This is a genomic window from Natronosporangium hydrolyticum, from assembly GCF_016925615.1.
Lineage (GTDB): Bacteria > Actinomycetota > Actinomycetes > Mycobacteriales > Micromonosporaceae > Natronosporangium > Natronosporangium hydrolyticum.
In genome coordinates this window covers 5,553,942-5,578,295 of record NZ_CP070499.1, presented here as the reverse complement: position 1 = coordinate 5,578,295, position 24,354 = coordinate 5,553,942, and the positions used below count along the sequence as shown (strand labels likewise).

Here is a 24,354-nt window from a genome sequence, read left to right as displayed (position 1 = left end):
GTCACCACCCGAAGGTTCGGTCGACCGCGTCGAGCACCCGGTCCAGGTCGGGCAGGTACTCCTCCTCCAGCCGAGACGCCGGGTACGGCGTGTCGAAGCCGCCCACCCGCAGCACCGGTGATTCGAGCGAGTAGAAGCACTGCTCGGTGATCCGGGCCGCGACCTCGGAGCCGAGGCCGAGGTTGACCGGGGCCTCGTGCACCACCACGCACCGGCCGGTGCGCTTCACCGACTCGTACGCCGGGCCGAGGTCGAGCGGGGAGAGCGTACGCAGGTCGATGACCTCCAGCGCCCGGCCGTCCTCCTCGGCCGCGGTGGCGGCGTCGAGCGCGACCCGGACCATCGGCCCGTACGCCAGCACCGTGCAGTCGGTCCCGGACCGGGCGACCCGGGCGGCGTGCAGCGGGTACGCGTCGGTGGCGGGGGCGGCGGTGTCGACGTCGCCCTTCTCCCAGTAGCGTCGCTTGGGCTCCAGGAAGACGATCGGGTCGTCGGAGGCGATCGCCTGCTGGATCATCCAGTACGCGTCGGTGGGGTTGGCGCAGCTGACCACCTTCAGGCCGGCGGTGTGGGCGAAGTACGCCTCGGGGGACTCGGAGTGGTGCTCCACCGCGCCGATGCCGCCGCCGAACGGGATCCGGATCACGATCGGAATCCGGACCGCGCCCTGCGACCGGTAGTGCATCTTCGCGACCTGGCTGACGATCTGGTCGTACGCAGGGTAGACGAACCCGTCGAACTGGATCTCGCAGACCGGCCGGTAGCCGCGGATCGCCATGCCGATCGCGGTGCCGATGATGCCGGACTCCGCCAGCGGGGTGTCGATCACCCGGTCGTCGCCGAAGTCTTTCTGGAGACCGTCGGTGATCCGGAAGACGCCACCGAGCTTGCCGATGTCCTCTCCCATCATGATCACCTTGGGGTCGTCCTCCATCGCCCGGCGGAGACCGAGGTTGAGCGCCTTGCCCAGGGTGAGGTTCTCGGTGGCCATCAGTGCGCACCCCCTTCGAAGGACGCCGCGTACGCCTCGAACTCGCGACGCTGGGCGTCGACCTCGGGTGACCCGTGCGGATAGACATGGTCGAACATCTGGCTCGGCGCCGGGTCGGGCAGCGCCAGCACCCGCTCCCGCAGCTCCTGCGAGGCGGCCTTCGCCGACTCGTCGACCTCCGTGAAGAAGGCCTCGTCGGCGAGCTGCTGCTCGCTGAGGAAGGTGCGCAGCCGCGCGATCGGGTCTTTGGCCCGCCACTCCTCCAGCTCGCTGGCGAGCCGGTAACGGGTCGGGTCGTCGGAGGTGGTGTGGGCGCCCATCCGGTAGGTGTACGCCTCGACCAGGGTCGGACCCTCGCCGCGGCGGGCCTGCTCCAGCGCGGCCTTGGTGACCGCGTAGCTGGCCAGGACGTCGTTGCCGTCGACCCGGATGCCCTTGAAGCCGAAGCCACCGGCCCGCTGGTAGAGCGGAACCCGGGTCTGCCGCTCGATCGGCTCCGAGATCGCGTACTGGTTGTTCTGGCAGAAGAACACGATCGGGGCGTGGTAGACGCTGGCCCAGATGAAGGCTTCGTTCACATCGCCCTGGCTGGTGGCGCCGTCACCGAAGTACGCGATGACCGCCTCACTGTCCGCGCCGCCGACCTTGCCGTCCTGGGTGATCCCCATCGCGTACCCGGTGGCGTGCAACGCCTGGGCGCCGATCACGATCGTGTACATGTTGAACTTGAACTTGTTGGGGTCCCAGCCGCCCTGGTCCACGCCCCGGAACAGGCCCAGCGGCATGATCGGGTCGATCCCGCGGCAGTAGAGCACGCCATGCTCGCGGTAGGTCGGGAAGGCCATGTCCTGCGGCTCCAGCGCCCGGCCGGAGCCGACCTGCGCCGCCTCCTGACCCTGCAGGCTGGCCCAGATGCCGAGCTCACCCTGGCGCTGCAGCGCCTCGGCCTCGGCGTCCAACCGGCGGACCACCACCATGTCGCGGTAGAGCCCGCGGTATTCATCGTCGGTGAAGTCGACGGTGTATTCGGTGCCGTACGAGTCGCGGGCCGTGGGGATCCGCTTCCCGTCGGGGGTGAGTAGCTGCACCATCTCCGGTGTGCCACCCGCCGCGGTCTTGCCGCGACGGGGACGGGCCCGGGTGCCGGTAGCGCCCATCCGTGTTCTCCTGTCCTATTTGCGCGATCGCGGGGGTGTCCTGCGTGCGCCCAATTCGCCGAAACCCGCGCCGACCTGGGTAAAAGTCGTCACGCGGGGCCTGACATCGCTGCCGGGTCCATCCTCGCAGACTGCTGGCGCGCACTCCACCGTTGCGGTCGGCTGATCATGGCATGGAGCAGGTTACTGTCAGATACCCGGCAGTTTGCGACGCATAGAGAACTAGCATCCAGTCTGTCCGATATTGCACGCTTGATGGATGGCAACCATGTCCACTGGGCTGACCGGGAGCCGCTACCTGGCCGCGGTGCTCCTCCTGGCGTTGCTCTCGACGGTGCCGACGCTGCTCGTGGTCGCGGTCGGCGCCGCCGCCCTGGATCCGGCCACGACCAGTGACCACCCGCCGGCCCCGGACCCGTTCGTGACCTACCGGCCGGCCCCGGTGCCGGCGGTCGGGGTCACCCCGACAGGTGACCCGGCGCCGCCGGCCAGCCCGGCCTCCGGCCTCACCGTAGGGCCGGTGGCCTGCGGCAATGATGCAAAGGTGGGTTGCGGTTGGTGAGCCCGGGGAGCATCGCGTATGCTTTGGTGGCCTCCGGCGGGGCCGGATGGGTGGGTCGCCCCCATCGTCTAGCGGCCTAGGACGCCGCCCTTTCAAGGCGGTAGCACGGGTTCGAATCCCGTTGGGGGCACGCGATGCCGGGATGTAGAGTGTCCCGGCAGAGCAAGCAAGTGATGGTCCTGTGGAGCAGCGTGGAGTGCTCGCCGCCCTGTCAAGGCGGAGGTCGCGGGTTCAAATCCCGTCAGGACCGCACAACAGCATCATCTCGGCCAGGTAGCTCAGTCGGTACGAGCGTCCGCCTGAAAAGCGGAAGGTCGCCGGTTCGACCCCGGCCCTGGCCACCACCACTAGTCAGCGTCTTCCCAGTTCAGAGCCGGTCTCGGCGCTTCGCCCCGGCTTCTCTTCTTGCTCGCTGCTGACCGCTGCTTTCCCATGATCACCGAGGCTTATCGCACGCGGATCGCACGCGTCGGTGGTCCAGAGCGGGCCGTTTCAGGCTGTCAGGTGCCTGGTTCCGTACTTGTGGATCACGGACGGTGGCCTCTTCGTCTCGAAGCGCACGAGCGGGTCCACCTGGCTGCCGGAGCGTGCCTCGCGAGCTGGGCGCATCGTCCGCCAGGACGGTCCACCGGTGTACGGCTCCATTGCCACGCAGTTCGTCATTTACCCGCGCGGCGAGTCGGATCTTGCCGCCCACTTGCACCGTCTAGCTCGATAGAGAGGAGTAGGAGGTCAGAAGACTGCACCGAACTTGACGCGCTCCATGATATCGATCACGAGGTGAACCAGTTCGTCGGCGGTGTTGGTGTAGGCGAAGATCGCCGGATCCACGCCGAGTCTTGGGTCGAAGGCTGTGGCGAAGATAACGACCGGCGCCTGTACGCCGTATCCGCGCAGCTCGTGGACAAGGGTGATCCCCGCCCGGTCAGCTGGATGCTCGTTGTCGCGACGCATGTCGGTGATTACTAGGTCGTAGGGTCGGCTGCGAGCCAAGGTCATGGCGCTCGCCGTTGATTGTTCGATGTCTACGGTCATCTTGGCCTGACGAAAGAGATCGATGAGCGGCCGGTTCCAGTCTGGGTTGTCGTCCACCCACAAGATGCGACCGCCGGCGAGACTATCAACAGCATGTTCAAGGCGAGAGATCACCGACCGCCGATCGGCCGCCGACGGCGCCTGGCCCGTGTCGACCTTGCTAGCGGCCTCATCAAGCAAGTGCTCAGCGAAGCTGAACTCCACGCCGGAGGCTTTGACGTTCTTCACCTGTCCGAGCTTGGTCTGGATCGCTCTCCGTAGCATCCAGAACGCGATGAAGGCGACAAATACCCAGAGAACGCTCGGCGTGACGTTAATCGCTTCGATGACCACGGCTTCTGACATTCCCAACGTCCTCCACAGTGGCTTGGGATGGCGAGAGTCTAGCGCGCGAACCACAACCGTAGGGGCGGCTCTGGGCGGTTCACCCTCGCCTACAGCCTCCGGCGTACAGGCCGACTCGTCCGCCGCCGCCCTGCTCCCGGTCGTGGCCGGGGAGGTGAGCTGCGCCGGGCGTCCGCGGCCCGGCAGTCGGGATCGGGGTGGGGCGCGGGCGGCCGAGACTCGGCGGCCTCCCGGGAGTGGCTAAAGCTGGCGGAACAGGTGGTTACGACTCATCAAGCAGATCTGCTGCGGTGTCCACCAACTGCCTGGCCTGTCGTAGCGCTGCGGTGGCCCGCTGGTGGCTGACGTGCAGTAGGCCATAGTGGGCATCATCCTTTACCGCGAGCAGGCGGCGGAGATGACGGGACATCGCCGCTCCGCCGTGGGCAACCTGTGCGACCAGATCCACCGCCTGTCGGTGGTCCTGGCCTCGCGCCCGCCGCCCCAGGACCGTGCAGCAGGCTGCGTCCGCCGCCGCTATCCCGGCCAGCACCGCTAGCGCTGTGGCGACACTTGGTGTAGCCAGCTCGTTGTCCTCTGCACCTACCAGCTCAGCGACGTCAAGGAATGCCCGAGCCTGGTCCAGCCGGACCCGCCCTTCCGCCGCACCACAGTTCTGGGTCCGGCCGACCGGTCGCGGGCTCATTTTCTGCCTCCAGTACGGGGCAGCCGCCGCAGCACCTGCCGTAGTTCGTCACCGGCGATTTTGACCGCATCTCGCCGCCACTCATCGACGATCGGGTCCCGTGTTCGGAGGTGTTCGGCGAGCCGGGCCCGGTCGAGTTCAAACACATGGCAGTGGTTGCCCGTCCACGCCGAGACCAGCCCGCGAAGCCGGTCGACCTGCTCGGCCCAGGGCGGTGCTTCCTCGTCAACCCGGTCCGGGCGGACAAGAAGCAGGTCGATGTCGGAGTCTGCGTCGCCATCGCCTCGGGCGGCGGAGCCGAACAAGGATGCGTGCACGGGCCTTACCTCCCAGGCCGTCATCTCCTCGACCATTCGATTGATCAGCGTGCGACGCAGACTGGTCAGGGCCTCGACCGCGGGCCACGCCAGGTGATCCCGGTTGGCTAGATAGAAAACGGTGTTGGCCCGACGTTCGGCTCCCACCAGCCCTTGGTGGGCCAACCGGTTCAAAGCCAGCCGGACACCATTGGTCGATCCGGTGCCGGCCAACCGGTACACCTCGGGAGCGGTCAAGGACGAGGTCGTGCGCGCCAAGACCTCAAGGACCACGCCGTCCAGGGTTGGCGTAACGGTTCGGATCGGATGGGCGACGTCCACTGGTCTCCAGGATGCTGTGCTCAGATGTCGGATAGTGTATCCATATACAGGATAGTGTGCAGAGTCCGCGGTCCGCGGCCCGCTACGGGATAGCCGGCACCCAGCATCGTCGATGCCGTAGCAGGCCCCGGCTCAACCAGTGCCGGGCGGCGTGCAGTGCAACCGGTAACCCCGGTTCGCAGAACCCAAGAATGTGGGGCCGAAGCGACTCGCGCCCCAACCTGGGAGTACCTGTGAGCGGATACGCAGTGGTTATCGAGCGCGCCGAGGATGGCGGCTACGGGGTGTGGTCTCCGGACCTGCCCGGGTGCGTCGCGCTCGGGGATACTCCGGCCGAGGCCGTCGAGGAGATGCGTGCGGCGATCCGGCTGCACGTGGAGCTGTTGCAGGAGCGCGGCGAGCCGGTGCCCGAGCCGACCGCGGTAGGCGTCGACATGGTCGCGGCCGCCTGAGCGGAGCTAGTCGCACGCTAGTCGCACGAATGCCGATCGTACCGGCTCTGAGCTGGGAAAAGATGCGTGCCTGAAAAGCGGAAGGTCGCCGGTTCGACCCCGGCCCTGGCCACCACCACTAGTCAGCGTCTTCGCAGCTCAGAGCCGGTCTCGGCGCCTTGCCTCAACCAGTCTTCTTGCTCGCTGCTGACCCCTGTTTCCCCATGATCACCGAAGCTTGTCGCACGCGGTTCCCAATCAGAGGTCGACTGCGGAGCCTTGCGCCTGAGCAGCTGTCGTAAGGCAGGGTCGAGCTGCGGAGGTTGTGTGCACTCAAGCTCCTCGGCAGCAGCATGCCGTGGGCCAGATCTTGGAGAGTTGCTGTTCGTTACGAACAGCAACTCTCCAAGATTGACTGTGTTTGGGCCGAGGCGACCGTCGGCTGGTGGCCGCGACCCGATGGCCGTTGACCGGTGCCTCTCGATGAGTCGGTAGCAGTCATCGCCGCTCCGCCCGGTTACGCGCCACGCATCGCAGCCTCCGCCTTAATGCTTGATGCCGATGAGCGTGATCATGTGCGTCATGCCCGATGGGCCGGCCGAAACGAGATGGCAGGGGCTACGCATGTAGATCAAACATGTAGACAAAACGTAGCCTGATACGTAGACTTATTGCATGGCGACGACGACGATCAGAGTCAGCACAGTCACTCGCGACCGGCTGATGCGGACCCGCGCGCAGGATTTCGGTGACGCCCCGATTGACGAGGTAATTACGCGGCTCCTTGACGAGCACGCCGACCAGGCACTGCGGGCGAGGATACGTGCCGACGCGGAACATGCTCGCGACAACGCCGATGATCTTGCGGAGGTTCGCCGGGTCCAGGCGGAGATGGACGAGATCAGTGCGTGGTGACGTATACCGCCTGCGCGCACCCCGCAATGCCGTGGGTCACGAGCAGCAAGGTCGCCGGTACGCCGTGGTGGTGCAGTCCGACGATCTCCACCTGTCAACGACGATCGTCGCCCCAACCTCCACCTCGGCACACCCGTACGTGTTCCGACCCGAAGTCACGGTGCGCGGCGAGCCGACCCGACTCATGCTGGACCAACTGCGCGCCGTTGACGTCGAGAAGGCCATCGGCGACCGGGTCGGGCGACTGAGTCCAGCCGAGATGGCCGAGGTCAATCGGCTGCTTCGAGCTGTCCTCGACATCCTTTGACCGAAACGTCGATGTCCACCACGTGTCGAGCGGGCCGTCGCAAGCTCGCTGGCAAGCCTCGCCCTTGCGTAGACCCGCGCGAAGGTGCCCTCATCTGCTGAGATCAGTGCACCGGCAGTCATCTAACTTCAGGAAGCGGACGGGGTTGACCGTGCACGGACAACATGGGCCCTAGTTCGGTCAAGCTCTCAACTATGTGGCGGGCAGCCAGCCATGGGGGCGCCTCGCGACCCCTGCGGTTTACCCATATCGCCGCGAGTCCCGCAGCATGTGCTCCGGCAACGTCGGCGGTCAGCGAATCTCCGACATGAACGACATGATCGCCGTCCAGGCCCAGGGCCGCCAGCGCCTGCTGAAACATGGCTGGAGCAGGCTTGTATACGCGCACGTCATCACTGGTGACCACCGCTGTGAAGGCGAGACCGTGATACTCCAGGGCAGCTTCGAGATCATCCCGGTCGATGTTCGAAACTATGCAGATCGGCAGGTCAGTCGCCTCGAGAAAGGCCCGGCTACCCGCCCGCATGGGTGGCCTGCGCCAGTACGCAAACTGTCGTTCGCACCATCCGGCCGGATCACCACGACACTCCAATGTCATCGCGACCTCGGCCAAGCTCGCTACGGCGATCTCCCGTTGTGACCGGAAATCCGACGCCGCCATGGCAGCCTGGAACGCTCGCCACCACGCGGTACCCACCTGCGCCGGCGTCACCTGCACCGCGGTCGAAGCCGCGACATCGTGGCAGATCGCCGCCACGACCCGGTCGTCCTCCTCCACCACCGTGCCGTAGAAGTCCAAAAGCAAGCCCTTGACCATCCTGGCAGCATCGTGGAGGACCACTCGCATGTCGATCACAATCCGGTCCTCGTCGGGCACCTCTGCCTTGATCGCCGGTGGTGTTAAAGGTGGTTGCGGCAGGACTCTGCGACGCCTCCGGCGCTGAGGCATGACGGGCTGATGGAACGCTCACGACCTGTAGGGTTGCCCGCCGGGCGGAGGCCGGCAGGTTGGCCGGGCTGAGCTATCCACCGAATGCCAGCACGCCGAGGATGGTGTACGGGGCGCGGTCTCCCGACCTGCCCGGGTGCGTCGCGCTCGGGGATACTCCGGGACCGCGGTAGGCGTCGACATGGTCGCGGCCGCCTGAGCGGAGCTAGTCGCACGCCAGTCGCACGAATGCCGATCGTACCGGCTCTGAGCTGGGAAAAGATGCGTGCCTGAAAAGCGGAAGGTCGCCGGTTCGCTGCTACCGCCACTTTCCCATGATCATCTTGGGTATCACCCAGCGTGAGGCTTTCCCGGCGGGAAGTCGACGGGTCGCCAGGGTGATGCTAATATGTCTTTATGCGCACCACGATTGATCTACCCGCTGAGGTCATGCAGGCGGCGAAGATCCGGGCAGCAGAGCTCGGGGTGACTCTCAAAGAGCTCTTCAGTCGCGCCATCACCCACGAGCTCGGCTTGCCCGCTGCTCGGCAAGGGGCTAGCCGAGTAACCCTTCCGCTGGTCGGAGTCGCCGCCACACCAGCGGTCCACGTGACGAACGCCGACATCGAAGCCGCGCTGGCGGCGGACGAAGCGGAGAGGTACGGCGGGTGAGTCTCCTGGCCGACGTCGGTGTCTGGCTGGCCGCCGTCTGGGGCAGGCACGTCCACCACCCGGTTGCCGCGAGCTGGTTCGAGCAGCAACCGGGTGGGGTCATCCTGTGCCGGGTCACCCAGATGAGTCTGCTCCGGTTGCTGTCCAACCCGGCGGTTATGGGCGCAGACGCCACCAGTCGCCGTGATGCGTGGGCGGTCGTCGACCGGCTTCGAGCCGATGACCGGGTGTCCTGGGCAGACGAGCCACTTCAGCTTGAACACGTCTGGCGGGCGATCTCTGCCCGTGACGACGGTAGCCACAAGCTGTGGACCGACGACTATCTTGCCGCGTTTGCGCAGGCCGCCGACCTCAGCCTGGTAACGCTCGACCGTCAACTCGCTCGCCGCTACCCCTCGGTGCGGGTGGAGACGCTCGGCCCATCCCTGACCGCCGCAAACTGACCTCCGGCTAATGGGCCGCGTCATACGGTGTCAGTTCGCCCGCACGCCGTCGCCTTTGATGTGCCGGAGACCCTCGCCGACCTGGCCCGCTGCGTGCCCGGTTCGAGGAGATAGGCCAGCCGCCGGAGCTGATGCGGACGTGACCGGCGACGATCTGACCGAGGTGGCGGAGCAACTGCTCTCTCTGCCCCCGAACTAGCCGCGTCCCGATGCCGGCGCTGTCCGGTTGGTCGGCTACGGCGGGCCGACCGCGGAGATCTCATACCGCTGGACGCTGGCGTCGAGGATCGGCACCGCACTTGGTGACTCCGGCGCCTCGCCGCGGAATTGCTCCAGCTGCTCGGTCGAGCCCCAGCGTTCGTAGACGTTGATCCGGCCGGGCTCGATCGGGTCGGCGGCGAGCACGAAGTCGAGGCAGCCGTCGGCACTCCGGGCCTGCTCGATGATCGGCCGACAGCCGGCCAGATATTCCGCCCGGCCGGCCGGGTCGACGTCGAGTCTGCCCGCGATGATGATCACGATGGTGCCCTCCTACTACTAACTGGCAGGTTCGCGCGGATCCTGGCAGCCGGGTCCGACAATAACCGCTAGGCGGGCCCACGAGCGGATAACCGCTTTCGCGGCGGCGGCGTGATGGGTACGGTGAACACCGTCCACCACCGACCACAGCGCACAGAGGAGAGACCTGTGAAAGCACGGCACACCTGGCAACCACGGCGGCCGCAGCCGCACGTCGGTCAGGCGCGCCGTGCCGGTCTGCTCCGGCGCGGTGACCGATACCAGCTGCACCCCGGGCGGTGGCGAGGCTAGGCGCATAGCCGAGCGACGCGTGAGCCGCCCCGTCCCCGCCGGACCGGGCGGCTTTGTCATCTCCGCCGATCGGTCCCGCACCACCAGCCCTCGTAGCTCAATGGACAGAGCGGCAGCCTACGAAGCTGTGACATGTGGAGGTTCGACTCCTCCCGAGGGCGCTCCCGGCGCAGTAATCCGATTGTTGGCCGGGACCGACTGAAAGGAATGGCGATGCCGTACACGACCCTGCCCGGCACCCGGGCGCCGGTCAAGGTGTGGACCGACCCGTACCAGATTGACCCGGGGGCCACCCGGCAGCTGCGCAACATCGGCAATCTGCGGTGGGTCGACGGGGTCGCGGTGATGCCCGATGTCCACTATGGCAAGGGTGCCACCGTCGGTTCGGTGATCGCGATGCGGCAGGCGCTGGCCCCGGCCGCGGTCGGGGTGGACATCGGCTGCGGCATGACCGCGGTCCGCACCTCGCTGGTCGATGCTGAGCTGCCCGACGACCTGTCCCGGCTGCGGTCGGCGATCGAGGCGGCGATCCCGGTCGGTTTCGGCCGGCACCAGCGCCCGGTCGACCCGCGGCGGGTCCGGGGCCTGGACGGAAAGGGTTGGGAGCCGTTCTGGGCCGGGTTCGGCGATCTGCACGCCAGCGTCGGCAAGCTCGAGTCCCGGGCGGCCCAGCAGCTCGGCACCCTCGGCGGCGGGAACCACTTCATCGAGGTCTGCGTCGAGCAGGGCGGCGACGGCGCCGGGCGGGTCTGGTTGATGCTGCACTCCGGCTCCCGGAACATCGGCAAGGAGCTGGCCGAACGGCACATCGCGACCGCCCGCCGGTTGCCGCACAACGCCGACCTGCCGGACCGGGATCTGGCGGTCTTCGTCGCCGGCACCCCGGAGATGACCGCCTACCGGCGGGATCTGGCCTGGGCGCAGGAGTACGCCGCCCGGAACCGGGCGGTCATGCTTGCGCTGCTCTGCGGGGTGCTCCGCGACCAGGTGCCGCAGGTCCGGTTCGACGAGCCGATCTCGTGCCACCACAACTATGTGGCGGAGGAGACCTACGACGGGGTGGAGCTGTTGGTGACCCGGAAGGGTGCGATCCGGGCCGGTGCCGGGGAGCTGGGTGTCATCCCCGGCAGCATGGGGACCGGCTCGTACATCGTCCGGGGCCTGGGCAACCCGGCGGCGTACTGCTCGGCCTCGCACGGGGCCGGTCGCCGGATGTCCCGGGCGGCGGCGAAGCGGAGCTTCACGACCGACGATCTGGCCGCCCAGACCGAGGGGGTGGAGTGCCGGAAGGATGCCGGCGTGGTGGATGAGATCCCGGCCGCCTACAAGGATCTGGCGCAGGTGGTCGCCGAGCAGCGGGACCTGGTCGAGGTGGTGGCCCACCTGCGCCAGGTGGTCTGCGTCAAGGGTTAGCGGATGCCTCGCCGGCAGGCTGCCCGCGGCCGGCCGGGCCGCGGGCAGCTCAGGGCAGTAGTGTGCGCCAGTAGTCCCAGAACTCGACGCCGATCAGCGCCCCGATCGCCAGGTACCAGAGCAGCAGCAGGAACGAGTGGTTGCGTACCAGCGTGTCCGCGACCCCGGCGAGCGCAGCCGGCACCGGCAGGTTGCGCTGCCGCAGGTTGTAGAGCGTGACGTACCAGAAGACGGCGATCATCGCGACCCAGACCACCATGCAGTACGGGCACAGCGCCCCGATCGGGTAGAGGCTCTGGTAGATCAGCCAGTGGACGAAGACCACGCCGAAGGTGACACCGGCCTGCAACCCCAACCAAATCCAGCGGGGCAACCGGAGGCCGGCGAGCACCGCCACCCCCAGGGTGACCACCACCGGGAAGCCGGCCACCCCGATCAGCGGGTTGGCGAACCCGAACACCTCCGCCTGCGGCGTCATCATCACCGAGCCGCAGGAGAGGACCGGATTGATGCTGCAGGTGGGCTGGTAGGCGGGGTCGGCGAGCAGCGCCATCTTCTCCACCGTCAGCGCCCCGGCGGCGACCAGCCCGATCAGGCCGCCGAGCGTCAGCACCCAGCCGAGCAGCCGCTCACCGGTGCGGTGGGCGGGCTGCTGGGCTGGGGTGGCGGGGTCGCGGCCGGTGGCCGGCGGCGTTTCTAGCGCCATGTCTGGTTCGCCTACTCCGCCAGCGCCTCGTCGACCGCGCTCTTGAGCGCGTCGTAGGTGGGCGGGACGTCGAGCCGTTCGCCGTTGAGGAAGAACGTGGGTGTCCCGGTGACGCCGGCCTCCTGCCCGGCCGTGCGGTCCTCGCGGATCCGTTCGGTCACCTCGGGGCTGGTCAGGTCGGCACGGAACTGCTCGACGTCGAGGCCGAGCTGCTCCGCGTACCCGACGAAGGTCTCGGTCTGGTCGCCGCCGGCGCCCCGCCACTGTGGCTGGTTCTCGAAGAGCAGGACATACATCTGCTCGAACTGGCCCTGTACGCCGGCGGCCTCGGCGGCCCGGGCGGCGTTCTCCGCGTTGGGGTGCGAGGAGAGCGGGAACTGCCGCGGCACGTAGGTGATCTGCCCGTCGTACTCGGTCCGTAGCTGCTCCACGGCTGGGAACACCTGGGCGCAGGCCGGGCACTCGAAGTCGAGGAACTCGACCAGCGCCACCTGATCGCCCTCGGTGCTGGCAAGCCGGTGGCTGTCGGCCGCCACCAGGTTGCCGTCGACCGCGCCCTCGTCGGAGCGGTCGACGAAGAAGAAGAGCGCACCCAGCCCGACCAGCAGCACCGCGAGCAGGCCCACGGTGAGCTTGGTGTTGGTGCTGACCCCGCGCTGGCGGCTCAGCGAGGCGGCGGCGCGGTCGGCCGCGCGGTTGCGTGGCCGGCCGGCCCGGTTGGCCGGCTGGCGGGTCCGGTTCTTGTCTGCCATGGCTGCTTTCTCTGGTCTGCGCGATCACCCAGGGGCGGCCGCGCGCGGGTGTTGTCGAGCAGGTGGTCGGCTGGCGGGCCGAGCGAGTTCCACGGTACCCCGATTGTGTGGTGAATTATGGCGTTTCGTACCAATCCTGACTCATCGTCGGAACGGAATCCGCCGTCGGTGGCCAGGCTCACACCCATCAGCTGCCCGCCCTCACCCGGGAGCCGTCGGATTTCCGACTGTCCGGACGACCGGGCGGCGGTCTTACTCGGCGTAACATCAGCCACACAGGAGGGTCGGCGTTCCTACTCGGGATCGAGGACGTCATGGGCTTCGTTCAAAAGGCCAAGTGCAAACTCGGGTTCCATATCTTCGACTGGCAGCGGTCGGCCGACCCTGCCACCCCCTGCCGGTTCGAGTCCGACTGCTCCGCCTGCGACCGCAGCTCGGCCAAGGTGGAGCACGACCTGCCGCCGTGGTCGCCGTCGGCGGCCGACCCGTGCTTCTTCACCCGGATGTGTCGCCGCTGCGACCACTCCGAACAACGCACCGATCACGCTTGGGCAGCCCCCTACTTCACTGAGGACTACTCCTGCCAGCGGGAGCAGATCTGTGCGCGGTGTGGCGAGCAGCAGCAGGTGAGCCCGGACCACAGCTACAGCTATGTGTACGCGGCCGACTGGCGCCCCCGGAACCCGATCGGGGCAGCGGTCAACGACCTGCTCGAGATGATGTTGAAGACGTCACCCGGCCCGTGCGACCAGATCTACGTGTGCCAGCGCTGCGATCACCAGCTGGTGCACCGGCAGCGGCAGGAGCACCAGTGGTCGCAGTGGTCGCAATGGTCGCCGCAGTCGGCCGGGCAGCTGCGGCGGTTCTGCGGCCGGTGCCCGGCGCACGAGTTCCGGTCAGCGTAGCCCGACCGGTCGGTGCCGCGTCCGGTCTAACCCGCCGGTACCAGCAGCAGCTCGTCCGGGAAGCACCAGGCCCAGCCCTCGCGCGGCTCGGCGGACGAGGCGACCGGGTGGTCGCTGCGACGCCAGTGCCGGCTGGCGTGGCGCTGCGGCGAACTGTCGCAGCATCCGATGTGCTGGCAGCTGAGGCAGCGGCGCAGGTGCACCCACTCGGTGCCCTGCTCCACGCACTCGGCGCACACCTGTGCGGGTTCGATGATCACCGGGGCGCTCTGTGCGTGCGCACAGCCGGGCCCGGCGGGCTGGGCCGCCACCCATCCGGTCATGTCTGCCTCCCCTGCTCCGTGGCTGCCGCTTCGACCCCCGGTGGTAGCGGGAGCCGGGTGGTGAAGGTGGTGCCGTCGGGCCCGGTGGTGAACGACAGCTCGCCCCGATGCCGCCGGGTCACGATCCGTCGGGCGTTGTCCAGCCCCAGCCCGCTGCCCTGGCCGACCGGTTTGGTGGTGACGTACGCGTCGAAGAGGTTCCCCCGGACCGAGTCGGGGATGCCCGGGCCGGTGTCGGTGATCGCGACCGCCGCCCACTCGCCGTCCCGGTAGGTCCGGATCCACAGGTCGCCCCGACCGGCCATGGCGTCCACCGCGTTGTCGATCAGGTTGGTCCAGACCTGGTTCAGCTCCGAGGCGTACGCCGGCACCGTCGGCAACTCCCGGTCGTACTCCCGATGCACCTGGACCGCGGTGAGCTTGTGCCCCAACATCACCAGCGTACTGTCCAGTCCGGGATGCAGGTCGATCTCCTGATGCGCGGCCTGATCCAGGTGGGAGTACTGGCGAACCGCGGCGACCAGGGTGGAGACGCGGGTCGAGGCGTCCTCGATCTCGTCCATCAGCAGCTCCGTCTCCACCGTGTACGCCAGCCACCGCAGCGCGCCTTCCCGGGCGTCCGGCGCCAGCCCGTCGGCGACCTCGGCCAGCCAGTCCGCGTCGAGCCCGGCACCGGCGAAGACCGGCGCCAGCGCGTACGCATCGGGGATCCCCAGGTCGCTCAACTGGTCGGCGAGCGCATCTTCCAGGTCGCTCTCGGCGAGCGACGACAGCGGCTCGCGCGGTTTGGCGGCGCGCTCCACCGCCGCCTCCTGCACCGTGACCAGGGTGCGCAGCAGCTCCGGGTCGATCCGCTGGCCGGCGAGGAGGCCGAGCTTGTGCCGCATCCCGGCCACTCGGGTGCGCAGCTGCGCCGAGGCGCGTACCGCCGCCGCGGCCGGATTGTTCAGCTCGTGCGCGAGGTTGGCGGCGAGGTGGCCGAGCTGTGCCAGATGCTCACGTTGCCGGATCGTCGCCTCGGTGTTCTGGATGCCCAGATACAGCCCGTCGAGCAGGTGCACCGCGAGCGGGAACCAGTCGTGCATCAGGGTCGAGAAGTCGTCGGCCGAGATCCGCAGGAACCGGCTCGGCGCGACCGTCACCATCGAACTCTGGTAGATGCCTGGCGCGGCGGCGGTGAACGCGCGGATCGCGCCCGCGTAGGCGCCCCGGTGCGCGGTCTCGTTGACCGGCACCTCCTCGCCGTCGGCGGTGCGGGTCAGCCGGAGCCGGCCGTCCAGCAGCACCCACAGCGCCTCGGCCGGTTCGTCGGCCCGGTAGACGACCGCCCCGGCGTCGAAGGTGCGCACCTGTGCCCGCTCGGCGATCCAGCCCAGCTGATCATCGGTGAGCGCCTCGAAGAGAAACAGGCTACGAAGCTCGTCGATGGCAATGTTCGGGCCGGTCATATCGTCTCCAGATACCGATGGATCAAGGTGACCGCCATCGCCCCCTCGCCCACCGCCGAAGCGACCCGCTTGACCGACTCGGCCCGCACATCGCCGGCGACGAAGACGCCCGGCACGCTCGACTCCAGGTGGTACGGGTCGCGGTTGAGCGGCCAGGACGGCGGCGGCCGCCGCTCCTGATCAAGCAGCGCCGGCCCGGTCAGCAGAAAGCCGTGCCTGTCGCGCAGGAACGATTCGTCGAGCCAGTCGGTCAGCGGCGAGGCGCCGATGAAGACGAAGAGCCGACTCGCCGCCACCGTCTCCTCGGTGCCGGCGGCGCGGTCGGCGAGCACCAGCCGCTGCAACCGCCCGTCGCCCTGCGCCGCGACCACCTCGGTGCGGGGCCGGACCTCGATCCGGGGCTGCGCCTCGATCCGCGCCACCAGGTACTCGGACATGCTGTGCCGCAGGTCCCCACCTCGCACCAGCATCACCACCCGGTCGGCGAACTTGGCGAAGTGCAACGCCGCCTGGCCGGCCGAGTTGGCGCCGCCCACCAGGTAGATGTCTTCGCCCTGGCAGCCGGCCGCCTCGTGCTGGGCGGCGCCGTAGTAGACCCCGCGCCCGGCGAAGGCGTCGGCGCCGGTGGCGGCGAGCCGCCGCCAGGCCACCCCGGTGGCGAGCACCACCGCGTGCGCGGTCACCTCGCTACCGTCGGAGAACCGGACCACCCGGCCGTCGCCGCGCGGCTCGACTCCGACCACCTGGGCGGTGGTCAACGCCTCCACCGCGAACCGGACCGCCTGGTCCCGGGCCCGCTGGGCCAGGTCGTCCCCGCTCACCCCGCGCGGGAAACCGAGATAGTTCTCGATCAGGCTGCTCTGCCCCGCCTGCCCGCCGATCGCCTCCTGCTCCACCATCAGTGTGCGGAGCCCTTCGCTGGCGGCGTAGACCGCCGCCCCCAGACCGGCGGGCCCGGCCCCGATCACCACCACGTCGTAGAGCGCGCTACCGGCGGTGGTGGCCAGGCCGCAGCGCTCGGCGAGCTCGCGGAGGGTGGGTTGGCGCAACACCTGCCCGTCTGCGAGCACCACCGCCGGCAGGTCAGCCTCGGTTAGGGTTGCCGCCTCCATCACCGCAGCTGCGTCGGCCGCCGGCAGGTGCCGGTACGGGACCTGGTTGCGGGCCAGGAACTCCTTGAGCTCCTGGGTGCCGGCCGACCACTGGTGGCCGAGCAGGGTCGCGCCCTCGAAGCTGGGCCGGGCGTTGCGCGCCCACTGCTCGACCAGTTCGTCGAGGACCGGGTAGAGCCGTTCTTCCGGCGGGTCCCAAGGCTTGAGCAGGTAGTAGTCGAGGTCGACCTCATTGATCGCCCGGATCGCGGCGTCGGTGTCGGCGTACGCGGTGAGGAGTACCCGTTTCGCGGTGGGGGCGATGTCCATCGCCTGTTCGAGCAGTTCGACGCCGGTCATGCCAGGCATCCGGTAGTCGGCGAGCACCACCGCGGTGGCCTCGCCCCGGACGGTGAGCTCCCGCAGCGCGGCGAGCGCGTCGGGTCCGCTGTCGGCGCGGACCACCCGGTAGGTGTCGCCGTAGCGGCGGCGAAGGTCGCGGGCCACCGCCCGGCTCACCGCCGGATCGTCCTCTACCGTCAACAACACCGGTCTGGTCGCCATCCAGAGCCCCCTGCGCGATCCCCCTGCGCTCGCTCCTTCCCACTATGAACCCGCGGAGCGCAGTTGTGCAGGGTGGCAGGTCGGCTAGTCGGCAGGTCGGCTGGTCGGTAGGCCCAGCAGCGTGAAGTGCTCGGCACCGATGAACGAGACGACCTCGGCGATCCGGTCACCCCGGAACCGAAGCACATTCACCGACCAGGCTTGGTAATCCCCGCCGGGGTCGGTGCGGCGGTAACAGCCGACCGCAGGCTGCCCGTTCGCCCAGGTCGGCAGGTGGCGCCAGGAACCGCACCGGCTCATCGGCACCTCCCGGACGAACTCCACCACCGCAGCCACCCCCTCGTACCAATGCGGCAGCGGTGGCATCGACCAGGTCACGTCGTCGGCTAGCAGGCCGGCCAGGCCGGCCACGTCACCCTGCTCCAGGGCGGTGGTGAAAGCGGTGACGACCTCCCGCAGCCGGGCGTCCCCGAGCATCCGGAGCGACCGCTGCTGGCTCGGGGCGGGCACCTTCTCCGCGATTACCCGGCGGGCCCGTTGCAGGGCGCTGGTTACCGAGGCCGTCGAGGTCCGCAGCATCGTGGCGATCTCGGCCGGGGTGAAGCCGAGCACCTCGACCAGCAGTAATGCCGCCCGCTGGTTGCCGGGCAGGTGCTGCAGTGCCGCGACGAACGCCAGCTCGACCGCTTCTCGTTGTTCGTACCGGCCGGTCGGGCCGGTGGCATCGCCCCGAGAATCGGCGATGTCCGGGTACGGCCCGAGCCAGGCGACCTCGGTCGCCGGCCGGTCATCCACCACCACCTGGTCGCTGGCCGGCCCCACATCGATCGGCAGCGCCCGCCGGCCCCGGGCCGTCAGCGCGTCCAGGCACGCCCGGGTGGTGACGGTGTAGAGCCACGACCGCAGCGAACTGCGGCCCTCGAACCCGGCCAGGCCGCGCCACGCCCGCAGCAGAGCGTCCTGCAGCGCATCGTCGGCGTCATGGGCGGAGCCGAGCATCCGGTAGCAGTGGGCATGCAGCTCTGGCCGTAACGGGCCCACCAGTCGGGTGAACGCGCTGCCGTCTCCCGCCTGCGCCCGGGCCAGGTCAGCGGCGGCCTCGGGCCCGGCCTCCAGAGAATGTCTGCTCACCACCGATGATTCTGCCCCCTCCCCGCCGGTCATCAGTATGACAACCGACACTGCCAGGAGGAACAGATGAACCGCACCCAGGCCACCGGCCCGGCCCGTACCAGCACCCTGGAGGTGCCCGGGGCCACGCTGCACTATGAGGTACGCGGCGAGGGGCCGCTGTTGGCGATGGTGGGCGCCCCGATGGACGCCCGGGCGTTCGCTCCGCTGGCCGACCTGCTCGCCGCCGACCACACCGTGGTGACTACCGACCCGCGGGGCATCCACCGCAGCATCGTGGCGGACCCGGCGCAGGACTCCACCCCGGAGCTTCGCGCCGACGATCTGGCGAGGCTGTTGACCCACCTCGACGTCGGGCCGGCCGCGGTGTTCGGGTCCAGCGGCGGCGCGGTCACCGCCCTGGCGATGGCGCAGTCCCACCCCGGCCTGGTCGACACCGTGGTGGCTCACGAACCGCCGCTGGACGAACTGCTCGAAGATCCGGCGGCGAGCCATGCCCGCACCGAGCAGATCATCGCTACCTACCTCGCCGGGGATGTGCCGGGAGCCTGGCGGATGTTCCTCCACCAGGCCGGAATCTGGCTGCCGGACGAGGTCTTCCAGGCGGCGTTCGGCTCTCCCCGGGATCGGCAACAGGCGGCGGACGAGCACTTCTGGTTCGCCCGGGAGCTGCGGCACACCACCCGGTGGCGGCCCGACCTCGACACCCTCCGGTCGGGACCGGTCCGGGTGGTGGTGGGCATCGGGGTCGACTCGGCCGGCCAGCTGTGTGATCGGACCTCCCGGGCGCTGGCGACCGCGTTGGCAGTGGCGCCGGTCAGCTTCCCCGGCGACCACACCGGCTTCGTCGATGATCCGGCCGGGTTCGCCGACCGGCTCCGCGAGGCGCTCTGATCACAGCCACAGCCAGCCCTTTGCCGGGCCGATCATGAGCTAGTTGATCGACACGCCCGGCGTGTCTGCCAATTGGCTCATGATCGGCGGCGGATTCCGGGGGCCGGGGCCCGGGGGTCGGGGGCCGGGGGTTACGGGATGGCGAGGCCCGGCACTTCGACGCGTACCGACTCGATCCTCGCGGTGCCGTCGAAGTTGTTCGCCATCCGTTCCAGGTCGGTGTCGGCCGTGCAGAGGTAGAGGGTGCGCAGGTCGTCGCCGCCGAGCGCGCAGGAGACCACGAAGTGGCCCGGGGTGTGGGTCCGGACAGTGTCGGTGACGGTGCCGTCCGGCAGCACCCGGCGTACCTCGCTGCTGAAGGGGGCGGTTACCCAGATCCCGCCGGCCGAGTCGACGCAGAGCCCGTCCAGTGCGTCCCGCTCCAGGCTGTCGAACTGCTTGAGCACCCGCTGGTTGGAGAGTTGACCGTGCGGGTCGACGTCGAAGGCGGTGAGCCGGAAGCTGAACGTCTCGGCGACGTAGAGGGTGTCCCCGCTCGGGCTGAGCCCGATTCCGTTGGGGCAGACCAGGTCCTTACCCGCCACCGTGACCTCGCCGGTCGGACTCACGATCACCACCGGTCGGCCCTGTGGCTCGCCGCCGTTGAACAGGTCGTAGCCGATCTGGGTGATGTACGCGCGGCCCTGAGGGTCCACCCACATGTCGTTGGCGGCGACCGCCACCGCGCTCAGGGATGCCACGATTTCGGTGCCGCCGTCCGGGGTGATCCGGCGTAGCGCGGAGTCGGCATGTGTGACCACTAGCGGGGTCCCGTCCGGCCGGAACCCGAGCCCGGAGGGCTTGGCGTCGACCTCGGTGGCGATCCTGGCGACGCCGCTCTCCGGCTGGAGCCGGTAGACCCGGCCAGTCGGGATGTCTGAGCACCAGAGTTCGTCGCGGTACCAACGGGCGCCTTCCAGGTAGCCGAACCCCTCCAGCAAGACGGTCGCCGTCGTTGTGCTCATCGCCTACTCCTTCGCTTGAGCTGGTTGCCACCGGGGGTGACGTTGTGTACGTTAAGTGAATCACTCCTAGATGAGTGGCGCAAGTCATAACGTGCGGGAAGTGGGTAGCCGGATGACGGAGCATCGACCGCGAGTTGCCGGGGTTGGCCTGGCCAAGTTCGAAACACCCAGCAAGAGCGGTGATTATTGCGAGATGACCGAGGTGGCGATCCGTGCGGCGCTGCGCGACGCCCGGGTCGATCTGGCCGATGTTGAGCAGGTCTATGCCGGCTATGTGTATGGCGATTCGACATCCGGGCAGAATGCTCTATATGGCAGCGGCATGACCGGTGTGCCGGTGGTGAACGTGAACAACAACTGCTCCACCGGCTCGTCGGCGCTGTGGTTGGCCAGGCAGGCGGTGCTCGGCGGCACCGCCGACTGCGTGCTCGCGGTCGGCTTCGAGCAGATGCGCCCAGGGGCGCTCGGTGCTCACTGGGACGACCGACCCACGCCTTTCGCCCGGTTCAGCGCGGTCGTCGACGCGCGGTATCCCGACCACCGCGACGCGCCGCTCGCCGCTCGCTACTTCGGTGGCGCGGGGCTTGCGTACGCCGAGCGGTACGGGACCAAACCCGAGACCTTTGCCCAGATCACGGTCAAGGCGCGCCGGCACGCCGCCCAGAACCCGAACGCGGTGTTCCGCACCCCGGTCTCGGTGGCGGAGGTGCTCGACTCGCCGCACATCTTCGGCATGTTGACCCGGCTGCAGTGCTGCCCGCCGACCTGTGGTGCGGGCGCCGCCGTGATCTGCAGCCCGGAGTTCGCCCGGCGTCGGGGTCTCGACGCCCGGGTGGAGATCGCCGCCCAGGCCATGACCACCGACCAGCCCACCACCTTCGACCCTCCCGACCTGCTGAACCTGGTCGGCTACGACATGGCCGCCCGGGCGGCGCACCAGGTTTACGAAGCGGCCGGGATCGGACCGGAGGAGATCCCCGTCGTCGAGCTGCACGACTGCTTCACCGCTAACGAGATCATCAGCTACGAATCGCTCGGGCTGACGCCGCCGGGGACGGCAGAGAAGTTCGTCGAGGACGGCGACAACACGTACGGCGGTCGGGTGGTCACCAACCCGTCCGGCGGGCTGCTCGCCAAGGGGCATCCGCTCGGCGCCACCGGGCTCGCGCAATGCGCCGAGCTGGTTTGGCAACTGCGCGGGCAGGCCGGCGACCGGCAGGTGAGCGGCGCCAACGTTGCCCTGCAACACAACATCGGGCTGGGTGGGGCGTGCGTGGTGACGATGTACCGGAAGGTGGATTGAGATGGCGATCGACCCATCGGTGATCGGCAAGGAGCTGCCACCGGCCGAGTTGCTGGTGGAGCGGGGCCGGCTGCGCTTGTTCTGCCGGGCGATCGGCGAGACTGACCCGGTCTACCTCGATGTGGCCACGGCCCGGCGCGCCGGCCACCCGGATCTGCCGGTGCCACCGACCTTCTTCACCGCCGTCGGGCATGAACGGCCCGACCCGTTCGACTGGCTGGCGGAGCTCGGCGTCGGGCTCGCCGAGGTGCTGCACGGCGAGCAGGAGTTCACCTACCACGCCATGGCGTACGCCGGGGACCGGTTGGTCATGCGGAGCCGGATCAGCGACGCGTACAGCAAGAAGGGTGGGGCGCTCGACTTCATCGTGCGGGACTCCACCGTCGTTCGGCTGGATGGCCGCGCAATCGCCGACCTGCGGGACACGATCGTGGTCCGAAACCCGGAGCCGGCGCGATGAGCCTCGACGTGCGCGTCGGCGCCGAACTGCCTGAGCTCTCGCCGCCGCCGATCTCCCGGGCCACGCTCGCCCTGTTCGCCGGTGGCTCCGGCGACCACAACCCGGTCCACATCGACCTGGACGCAGCTCGGGCGGCCGGCATGGCCGACGTGTTCGCGCACGGCATGCTCAGCATGGCCTATCTCGGTCGGCTGCTGGCTGGCTGGGCGGGGCAGCAGCGGATCCGGAGCATGCGGGTCCGGTTCGCCGCGATCACCCCGGTGCACGCCGCGCTGCGCTGCACCGGCCAGGTGGTCGCCATCGACGACCAGGCCGGTGAACGGCGGGCCCGGATTGAACTCCGGGTGAGCTTGCCGGACGGGACCACGACGATTCTCGGCGACGCCACCGTCGCCATTGACTAAGGCTCGGAAGGACGTACGACGAAGATGGGAAAACTGACCGGCACCACCGCCCTGGTCTCCGGCTCCGGCCGCGGCATCGGGCGCGCCATCGCCCTGAAACTCGCCAGCGAGGGCTCCCGGGTGGTGATCAACGATCTGGATGCGGCACCGGCGCAGGAGACCCTGGCCGCGGTGACCGCCGCCGGGGGGACGGCTACCACCTGCGTCGGCAACGTCACCGATCAAGACTTTCCGGCGCGGTTTGTCCAGACCGCGGTGGACGAGTACGGCGGGGTGGACATCATCGTGAACAACGCCGGTTACGTGTGGGACAACGTCATCCAGAAGATGACCGATGAGCAGTGGGACGCCATCCTCGACGTGCACCTCAAGGCGCCGTTCCGGATCCTACGGGCGGCCCAGCCGGTCATCTCGGCGGCGGCGAAAGCCGAGCGGGAGGCGGGCGCGGTGCGGTGCCGCAAGGTGGTCAACGTTTCTTCGATCGCGGGGGTGGGAGGCAACGCCGGGCAGGCCAACTACGCGGCGGCGAAGGCCGGGATTCTGGGGCTGAGCAAGACTCTGGCCAAGGAGTGGGGCCGCTACAACGTCACCGTAAACTCGGTCGCGTTCGGGCTGATCGGCACGCGGCTGACCCAGGGGCCGGCGGACGGGAGCAGCTCTATCGAGCTCGACGGCAAGCAGCTGCCGGTGGGTGTCAACCCGGAGCTGCTTGCGGCGATGCAACAGATGATCCCGTTGGGCCGGGCTGGCACGGCGGAGGAGGCTGCGGGCGCGGTCTACCTGTTGTGTACTCAGGAGTCGAACTACATCAGCGGCCAGACCCTCGTGTGTGGCGGCGGGTTCATGGTGTGACCCGAATCGGAGGCGTAATGACCGACTACCAGTCCCCCTGGATGGATGAAGAACTCGCGGACCTGCGCGGGTTGGCTCGACGTTTCTGTGTCGAGGAGCTGCTGCCGCACCAGCAGCGGTGGCGCGAGCAGCACCACGTCGACCGCGAGCTGTGGCGCAAGGGTGGCCAGGTGGGGCTGCTCTGCCTGTCGGTACCCGAACAGTACGGCGGGGGTGGTGGCGACTACCGCCATGAGGCGGTGGTGTTGGCCGAACAGGCCCGGGTCGGCGACAACGCCTGGGGGATCGGGGTGCACTCGGTGGTGGTCGCGCACTATCTGCTCGACTACGGCACCGAGACGCAGAAACAGGCGTGGCTGCCGAAGTTGGCCAGCGGTGAGGTGGTCGCCGCGATCGCGATGACCGAGCCGGGCACCGGCTCGGACCTGCGGGGCATCCGCACTCGGGCGACGCTGGACGGCGACGAGTACGTGATCGCCGGTGCCAAGACCTTCATCAGCAACGCATCGCAGGCCGACCTGGTCGTGGTGGTAGCGACCACCGACTCGGGGGCGGATTCGCCGGGGATGTCGCTGCTGCTGGTCGAGGCCGACCGGGCTGGCTTCCGGCGGGGCCGGGTGCTGGAGAAGATCGGCCAGCGCGGCCAGGACACCGCCGAGCTGTTCTTCGACGATGTCCGGGTGCCGCGGGAGAACGTGCTCGGGGGAGTCCCCGGCCAGGGTTTGCCCCAGCTGATGCAGCAGCTCCCGCAGGAGCGGCTGACCGTCGCGGTGATCGGGCTGGCCGCGATGGAGACCGCGCTGGCGCAGACCATCAGCTACACCAAGCAGCGGCAGGCGTTCGGCCAGCCCATCTTCGAGTTCCAGCACACCCGGTTCACGTTGGCCGAGGCCGCCACCGAGGCCCGGGTCGCGCGAACCTTCGTCGACGACTGCATCGCCGCCCATGTCCGGGGCGAGCTGGACGCCGCCACCGCGGCGATGGCGAAATGGTGGACGACCGAGCGGGTGAGTCGGGTGCTCGACGACTGCCTGCAGCTGCACGGCGGCTACGGCTACATGTCGGAGTTCCCGATCGCCCACAGCTGGGTCGACCAGCGAGTGTCGAAGATCTACGGCGGCAGCAACGAAATTATGAAGGAAATCATCGCCCGCACCCTGTAGCGGCTGCGGGGCGTGGCGGAAC

General features: G+C 68.9%; 28 protein-coding genes and 4 tRNA genes. 18 read left to right on the top strand and 14 right to left on the bottom strand.

Annotated elements, in window-relative coordinates; all coding sequences use genetic code 11:
- Window position 1 precedes the first annotated feature (1 nt).
- Together JQS43_RS25400 and pdhA are read right to left on the bottom strand one after the other, a co-directional pair.
- A complete protein-coding gene (locus JQS43_RS25400; protein WP_239676882.1) occupies window positions 2–991 on the bottom strand; it encodes an alpha-ketoacid dehydrogenase subunit beta in 990 nt (329 codons plus the stop codon).
- Window positions 991–2,148 carry a pyruvate dehydrogenase (acetyl-transferring) E1 component subunit alpha gene (gene pdhA, locus JQS43_RS25395; RefSeq protein ID WP_239676881.1) on the bottom strand — a complete coding sequence of 386 codons (1,158 nt, stop codon included), beginning with the start codon at window positions 2,146–2,148 and terminating at the stop codon, window positions 991–993. The genes JQS43_RS25400 and pdhA overlap by 1 nt, the downstream gene beginning before the upstream one ends.
- A gap of 259 nt (window positions 2,149–2,407) precedes the next feature.
- Between pdhA and JQS43_RS25390 the strand changes: the two genes are divergently transcribed.
- From JQS43_RS25390 to JQS43_RS25375, 4 genes are all read left to right on the top strand, one after another.
- The gene (locus tag JQS43_RS25390) at window positions 2,408–2,710 is read left to right on the top strand and encodes a hypothetical protein (RefSeq protein WP_239676880.1); all 303 of its coding nucleotides are present in this window, start codon (window positions 2,408–2,410) and stop codon (window positions 2,708–2,710) included.
- A gap of 57 nt (window positions 2,711–2,767) precedes the next feature.
- Window positions 2,768–2,840, top strand: a tRNA-Glu gene (locus tag JQS43_RS25385).
- Window positions 2,841–2,885: 45 nt separating this feature from the next.
- A tRNA-Asp gene (locus tag JQS43_RS25380) sits at window positions 2,886–2,960 on the top strand.
- A gap of 17 nt (window positions 2,961–2,977) precedes the next feature.
- A tRNA-Phe gene (locus tag JQS43_RS25375) sits at window positions 2,978–3,054 on the top strand.
- A 388-nt stretch (window positions 3,055–3,442) separates the two neighbouring features.
- Here JQS43_RS25375 and JQS43_RS25370 read toward each other — a convergent pair.
- From JQS43_RS25370 to JQS43_RS25360, 3 genes are all read right to left on the bottom strand, one after another.
- Window positions 3,443–4,090: a response regulator gene (locus tag JQS43_RS25370; protein WP_239676879.1), complete on the bottom strand. Its 648-nt coding sequence runs from the start codon at window positions 4,088–4,090 to the stop codon at window positions 3,443–3,445.
- A 262-nt stretch (window positions 4,091–4,352) separates the two neighbouring features.
- Window positions 4,353–4,775: a hypothetical protein gene (locus JQS43_RS25365; protein WP_239676878.1), complete on the bottom strand. Its 423-nt coding sequence runs from the start codon at window positions 4,773–4,775 to the stop codon at window positions 4,353–4,355.
- Entirely contained in the window at window positions 4,772–5,365 is a 594-nt protein-coding gene (locus JQS43_RS25360) for a nucleotidyltransferase domain-containing protein (protein WP_239676877.1), read from the bottom strand. Before JQS43_RS25360 ends, JQS43_RS25365 begins: the two co-directional genes overlap by 4 nt.
- Window positions 5,366–5,646: 281 nt before the next feature.
- On the opposite strand from JQS43_RS25360, the gene JQS43_RS25355 reads away from it, so the two are divergent.
- The 3 genes from JQS43_RS25355 (at window position 5,647) to JQS43_RS25345 (ending at window position 7,066) form a co-directional block, all read left to right on the top strand.
- Window positions 5,647–5,865, top strand: a complete 219-nt coding sequence (locus JQS43_RS25355; protein WP_239676876.1) for a type II toxin-antitoxin system HicB family antitoxin — start codon at window positions 5,647–5,649, stop codon at window positions 5,863–5,865.
- A gap of 654 nt (window positions 5,866–6,519) precedes the next feature.
- Entirely contained in the window at window positions 6,520–6,759 is a 240-nt protein-coding gene (locus JQS43_RS25350) for a hypothetical protein (RefSeq protein WP_239676875.1), read from the top strand.
- On the top strand, window positions 6,749–7,066 hold the full coding sequence (locus JQS43_RS25345) for a type II toxin-antitoxin system PemK/MazF family toxin (protein WP_239676874.1): 318 nt from the start codon (window positions 6,749–6,751) through the stop codon (window positions 7,064–7,066). The genes JQS43_RS25350 and JQS43_RS25345 overlap by 11 nt, the downstream gene beginning before the upstream one ends.
- Window positions 7,067–7,184: 118 nt before the next feature.
- Here the strand turns inward: JQS43_RS25345 and JQS43_RS25340 are convergent, their stop codons facing one another.
- Window positions 7,185–7,943 (bottom strand): HAD family hydrolase, encoded by a 759-nt coding sequence (locus JQS43_RS25340; RefSeq protein WP_239676873.1) that lies wholly within the window; start codon window positions 7,941–7,943, stop codon window positions 7,185–7,187.
- 468 nt (window positions 7,944–8,411) lie between these two features.
- Here JQS43_RS25340 and JQS43_RS25335 point away from each other — a divergent pair, with 468 nt between their 5' ends.
- On the top strand, window positions 8,412–8,666 hold the full coding sequence (locus JQS43_RS25335; RefSeq protein WP_239676872.1) for a hypothetical protein: 255 nt from the start codon (window positions 8,412–8,414) through the stop codon (window positions 8,664–8,666).
- Complete coding sequence (locus tag JQS43_RS25330) at window positions 8,663–9,109, top strand: TA system VapC family ribonuclease toxin (RefSeq protein ID WP_239676871.1); 447 nt, start codon at window positions 8,663–8,665, stop codon at window positions 9,107–9,109. The genes JQS43_RS25335 and JQS43_RS25330 overlap by 4 nt, the downstream gene beginning before the upstream one ends.
- Window positions 9,110–9,343: 234 nt before the next feature.
- Here the strand turns inward: JQS43_RS25330 and JQS43_RS25325 are convergent, their stop codons facing one another.
- Window positions 9,344–9,628, bottom strand: coding sequence for a putative quinol monooxygenase (locus JQS43_RS25325; RefSeq protein WP_239676870.1), 285 nt, complete (start codon window positions 9,626–9,628; stop codon window positions 9,344–9,346).
- A gap of 377 nt (window positions 9,629–10,005) precedes the next feature.
- Between JQS43_RS25325 and JQS43_RS25320 the strand changes: the two genes are divergently transcribed.
- Window positions 10,006–10,080: transfer RNA gene (locus JQS43_RS25320), tRNA-Arg, on the top strand.
- 52 nt (window positions 10,081–10,132) lie between these two features.
- Window positions 10,133–11,332, top strand: coding sequence for an RtcB family protein (locus JQS43_RS25315; protein ID WP_239676869.1), 1,200 nt, complete (start codon window positions 10,133–10,135; stop codon window positions 11,330–11,332).
- 49 nt (window positions 11,333–11,381) lie between these two features.
- Here the strand turns inward: JQS43_RS25315 and JQS43_RS25310 are convergent, their stop codons facing one another.
- Window positions 11,382–12,038 (bottom strand): vitamin K epoxide reductase family protein, encoded by a 657-nt coding sequence (locus JQS43_RS25310; RefSeq protein ID WP_239676868.1) that lies wholly within the window; start codon window positions 12,036–12,038, stop codon window positions 11,382–11,384.
- Window positions 12,039–12,049: 11 nt separating this feature from the next.
- On the bottom strand, window positions 12,050–12,790 hold the full coding sequence (locus tag JQS43_RS25305; RefSeq protein WP_239676867.1) for a DsbA family protein: 741 nt from the start codon (window positions 12,788–12,790) through the stop codon (window positions 12,050–12,052).
- Window positions 12,791–13,104: 314 nt separating this feature from the next.
- Here JQS43_RS25305 and JQS43_RS25300 point away from each other — a divergent pair, with 314 nt between their 5' ends.
- Complete coding sequence (locus JQS43_RS25300) at window positions 13,105–13,695, top strand: hypothetical protein (protein ID WP_239676866.1); 591 nt, start codon at window positions 13,105–13,107, stop codon at window positions 13,693–13,695.
- A 26-nt stretch (window positions 13,696–13,721) separates the two neighbouring features.
- Here JQS43_RS25300 and JQS43_RS25295 read toward each other — a convergent pair whose 3' ends face one another.
- From JQS43_RS25295 to JQS43_RS25280, 4 genes are all read right to left on the bottom strand, one after another.
- Window positions 13,722–14,018 carry a UBP-type zinc finger domain-containing protein gene (locus tag JQS43_RS25295; protein WP_239676865.1) on the bottom strand — a complete coding sequence of 99 codons (297 nt, stop codon included), beginning with the start codon at window positions 14,016–14,018 and terminating at the stop codon, window positions 13,722–13,724.
- Window positions 14,015–15,466 carry an ATP-binding protein gene (locus JQS43_RS25290; protein ID WP_239676864.1) on the bottom strand — a complete coding sequence of 484 codons (1,452 nt, stop codon included), beginning with the start codon at window positions 15,464–15,466 and terminating at the stop codon, window positions 14,015–14,017. Before JQS43_RS25290 ends, JQS43_RS25295 begins: the two co-directional genes overlap by 4 nt.
- On the bottom strand, window positions 15,463–17,121 hold the full coding sequence (locus tag JQS43_RS25285) for an NAD(P)/FAD-dependent oxidoreductase (protein ID WP_239676863.1): 1,659 nt from the start codon (window positions 17,119–17,121) through the stop codon (window positions 15,463–15,465). The genes JQS43_RS25290 and JQS43_RS25285 overlap by 4 nt, the downstream gene beginning before the upstream one ends.
- An 84-nt stretch (window positions 17,122–17,205) precedes the next feature.
- Entirely contained in the window at window positions 17,206–18,252 is a 1,047-nt protein-coding gene (locus JQS43_RS25280; RefSeq protein WP_239676862.1) for a sigma-70 family RNA polymerase sigma factor, read from the bottom strand.
- Window positions 18,253–18,318: 66 nt separating this feature from the next.
- Here JQS43_RS25280 and JQS43_RS25275 point away from each other — a divergent pair, with 66 nt between their 5' ends.
- Window positions 18,319–19,146 carry an alpha/beta fold hydrolase gene (locus tag JQS43_RS25275; RefSeq protein ID WP_239676861.1) on the top strand — a complete coding sequence of 276 codons (828 nt, stop codon included), beginning with the start codon at window positions 18,319–18,321 and terminating at the stop codon, window positions 19,144–19,146.
- Window positions 19,147–19,277: 131 nt separating this feature from the next.
- Here the strand turns inward: JQS43_RS25275 and JQS43_RS25270 are convergent, their stop codons facing one another.
- Complete coding sequence (locus JQS43_RS25270; RefSeq protein WP_239676860.1) at window positions 19,278–20,150, bottom strand: SMP-30/gluconolactonase/LRE family protein; 873 nt, start codon at window positions 20,148–20,150, stop codon at window positions 19,278–19,280.
- A 112-nt stretch (window positions 20,151–20,262) separates the two neighbouring features.
- Here JQS43_RS25270 and JQS43_RS25265 point away from each other — a divergent pair, with 112 nt between their 5' ends.
- From JQS43_RS25265 to JQS43_RS25245, 5 genes are read left to right on the top strand one after another with little or no spacing between them, the layout of a single operon-like run.
- Entirely contained in the window at window positions 20,263–21,453 is a 1,191-nt protein-coding gene (locus JQS43_RS25265) for a lipid-transfer protein (RefSeq protein WP_275580982.1), read from the top strand.
- Between the two features lies 1 nt (window position 21,454).
- Window positions 21,455–21,913, top strand: a complete 459-nt coding sequence (locus JQS43_RS25260; RefSeq protein ID WP_239676859.1) for a MaoC family dehydratase N-terminal domain-containing protein — start codon at window positions 21,455–21,457, stop codon at window positions 21,911–21,913.
- On the top strand, window positions 21,910–22,317 hold the full coding sequence (locus JQS43_RS25255) for a MaoC/PaaZ C-terminal domain-containing protein (protein ID WP_239676858.1): 408 nt from the start codon (window positions 21,910–21,912) through the stop codon (window positions 22,315–22,317). The genes JQS43_RS25260 and JQS43_RS25255 overlap by 4 nt, the downstream gene beginning before the upstream one ends.
- A gap of 24 nt (window positions 22,318–22,341) precedes the next feature.
- Window positions 22,342–23,169, top strand: coding sequence for an SDR family NAD(P)-dependent oxidoreductase (locus JQS43_RS25250; protein WP_239676857.1), 828 nt, complete (start codon window positions 22,342–22,344; stop codon window positions 23,167–23,169).
- A gap of 17 nt (window positions 23,170–23,186) precedes the next feature.
- On the top strand, window positions 23,187–24,332 hold the full coding sequence (locus tag JQS43_RS25245) for an acyl-CoA dehydrogenase family protein (protein ID WP_239676856.1): 1,146 nt from the start codon (window positions 23,187–23,189) through the stop codon (window positions 24,330–24,332).
- Window positions 24,333–24,354: the final 22 nt, after the last annotated feature.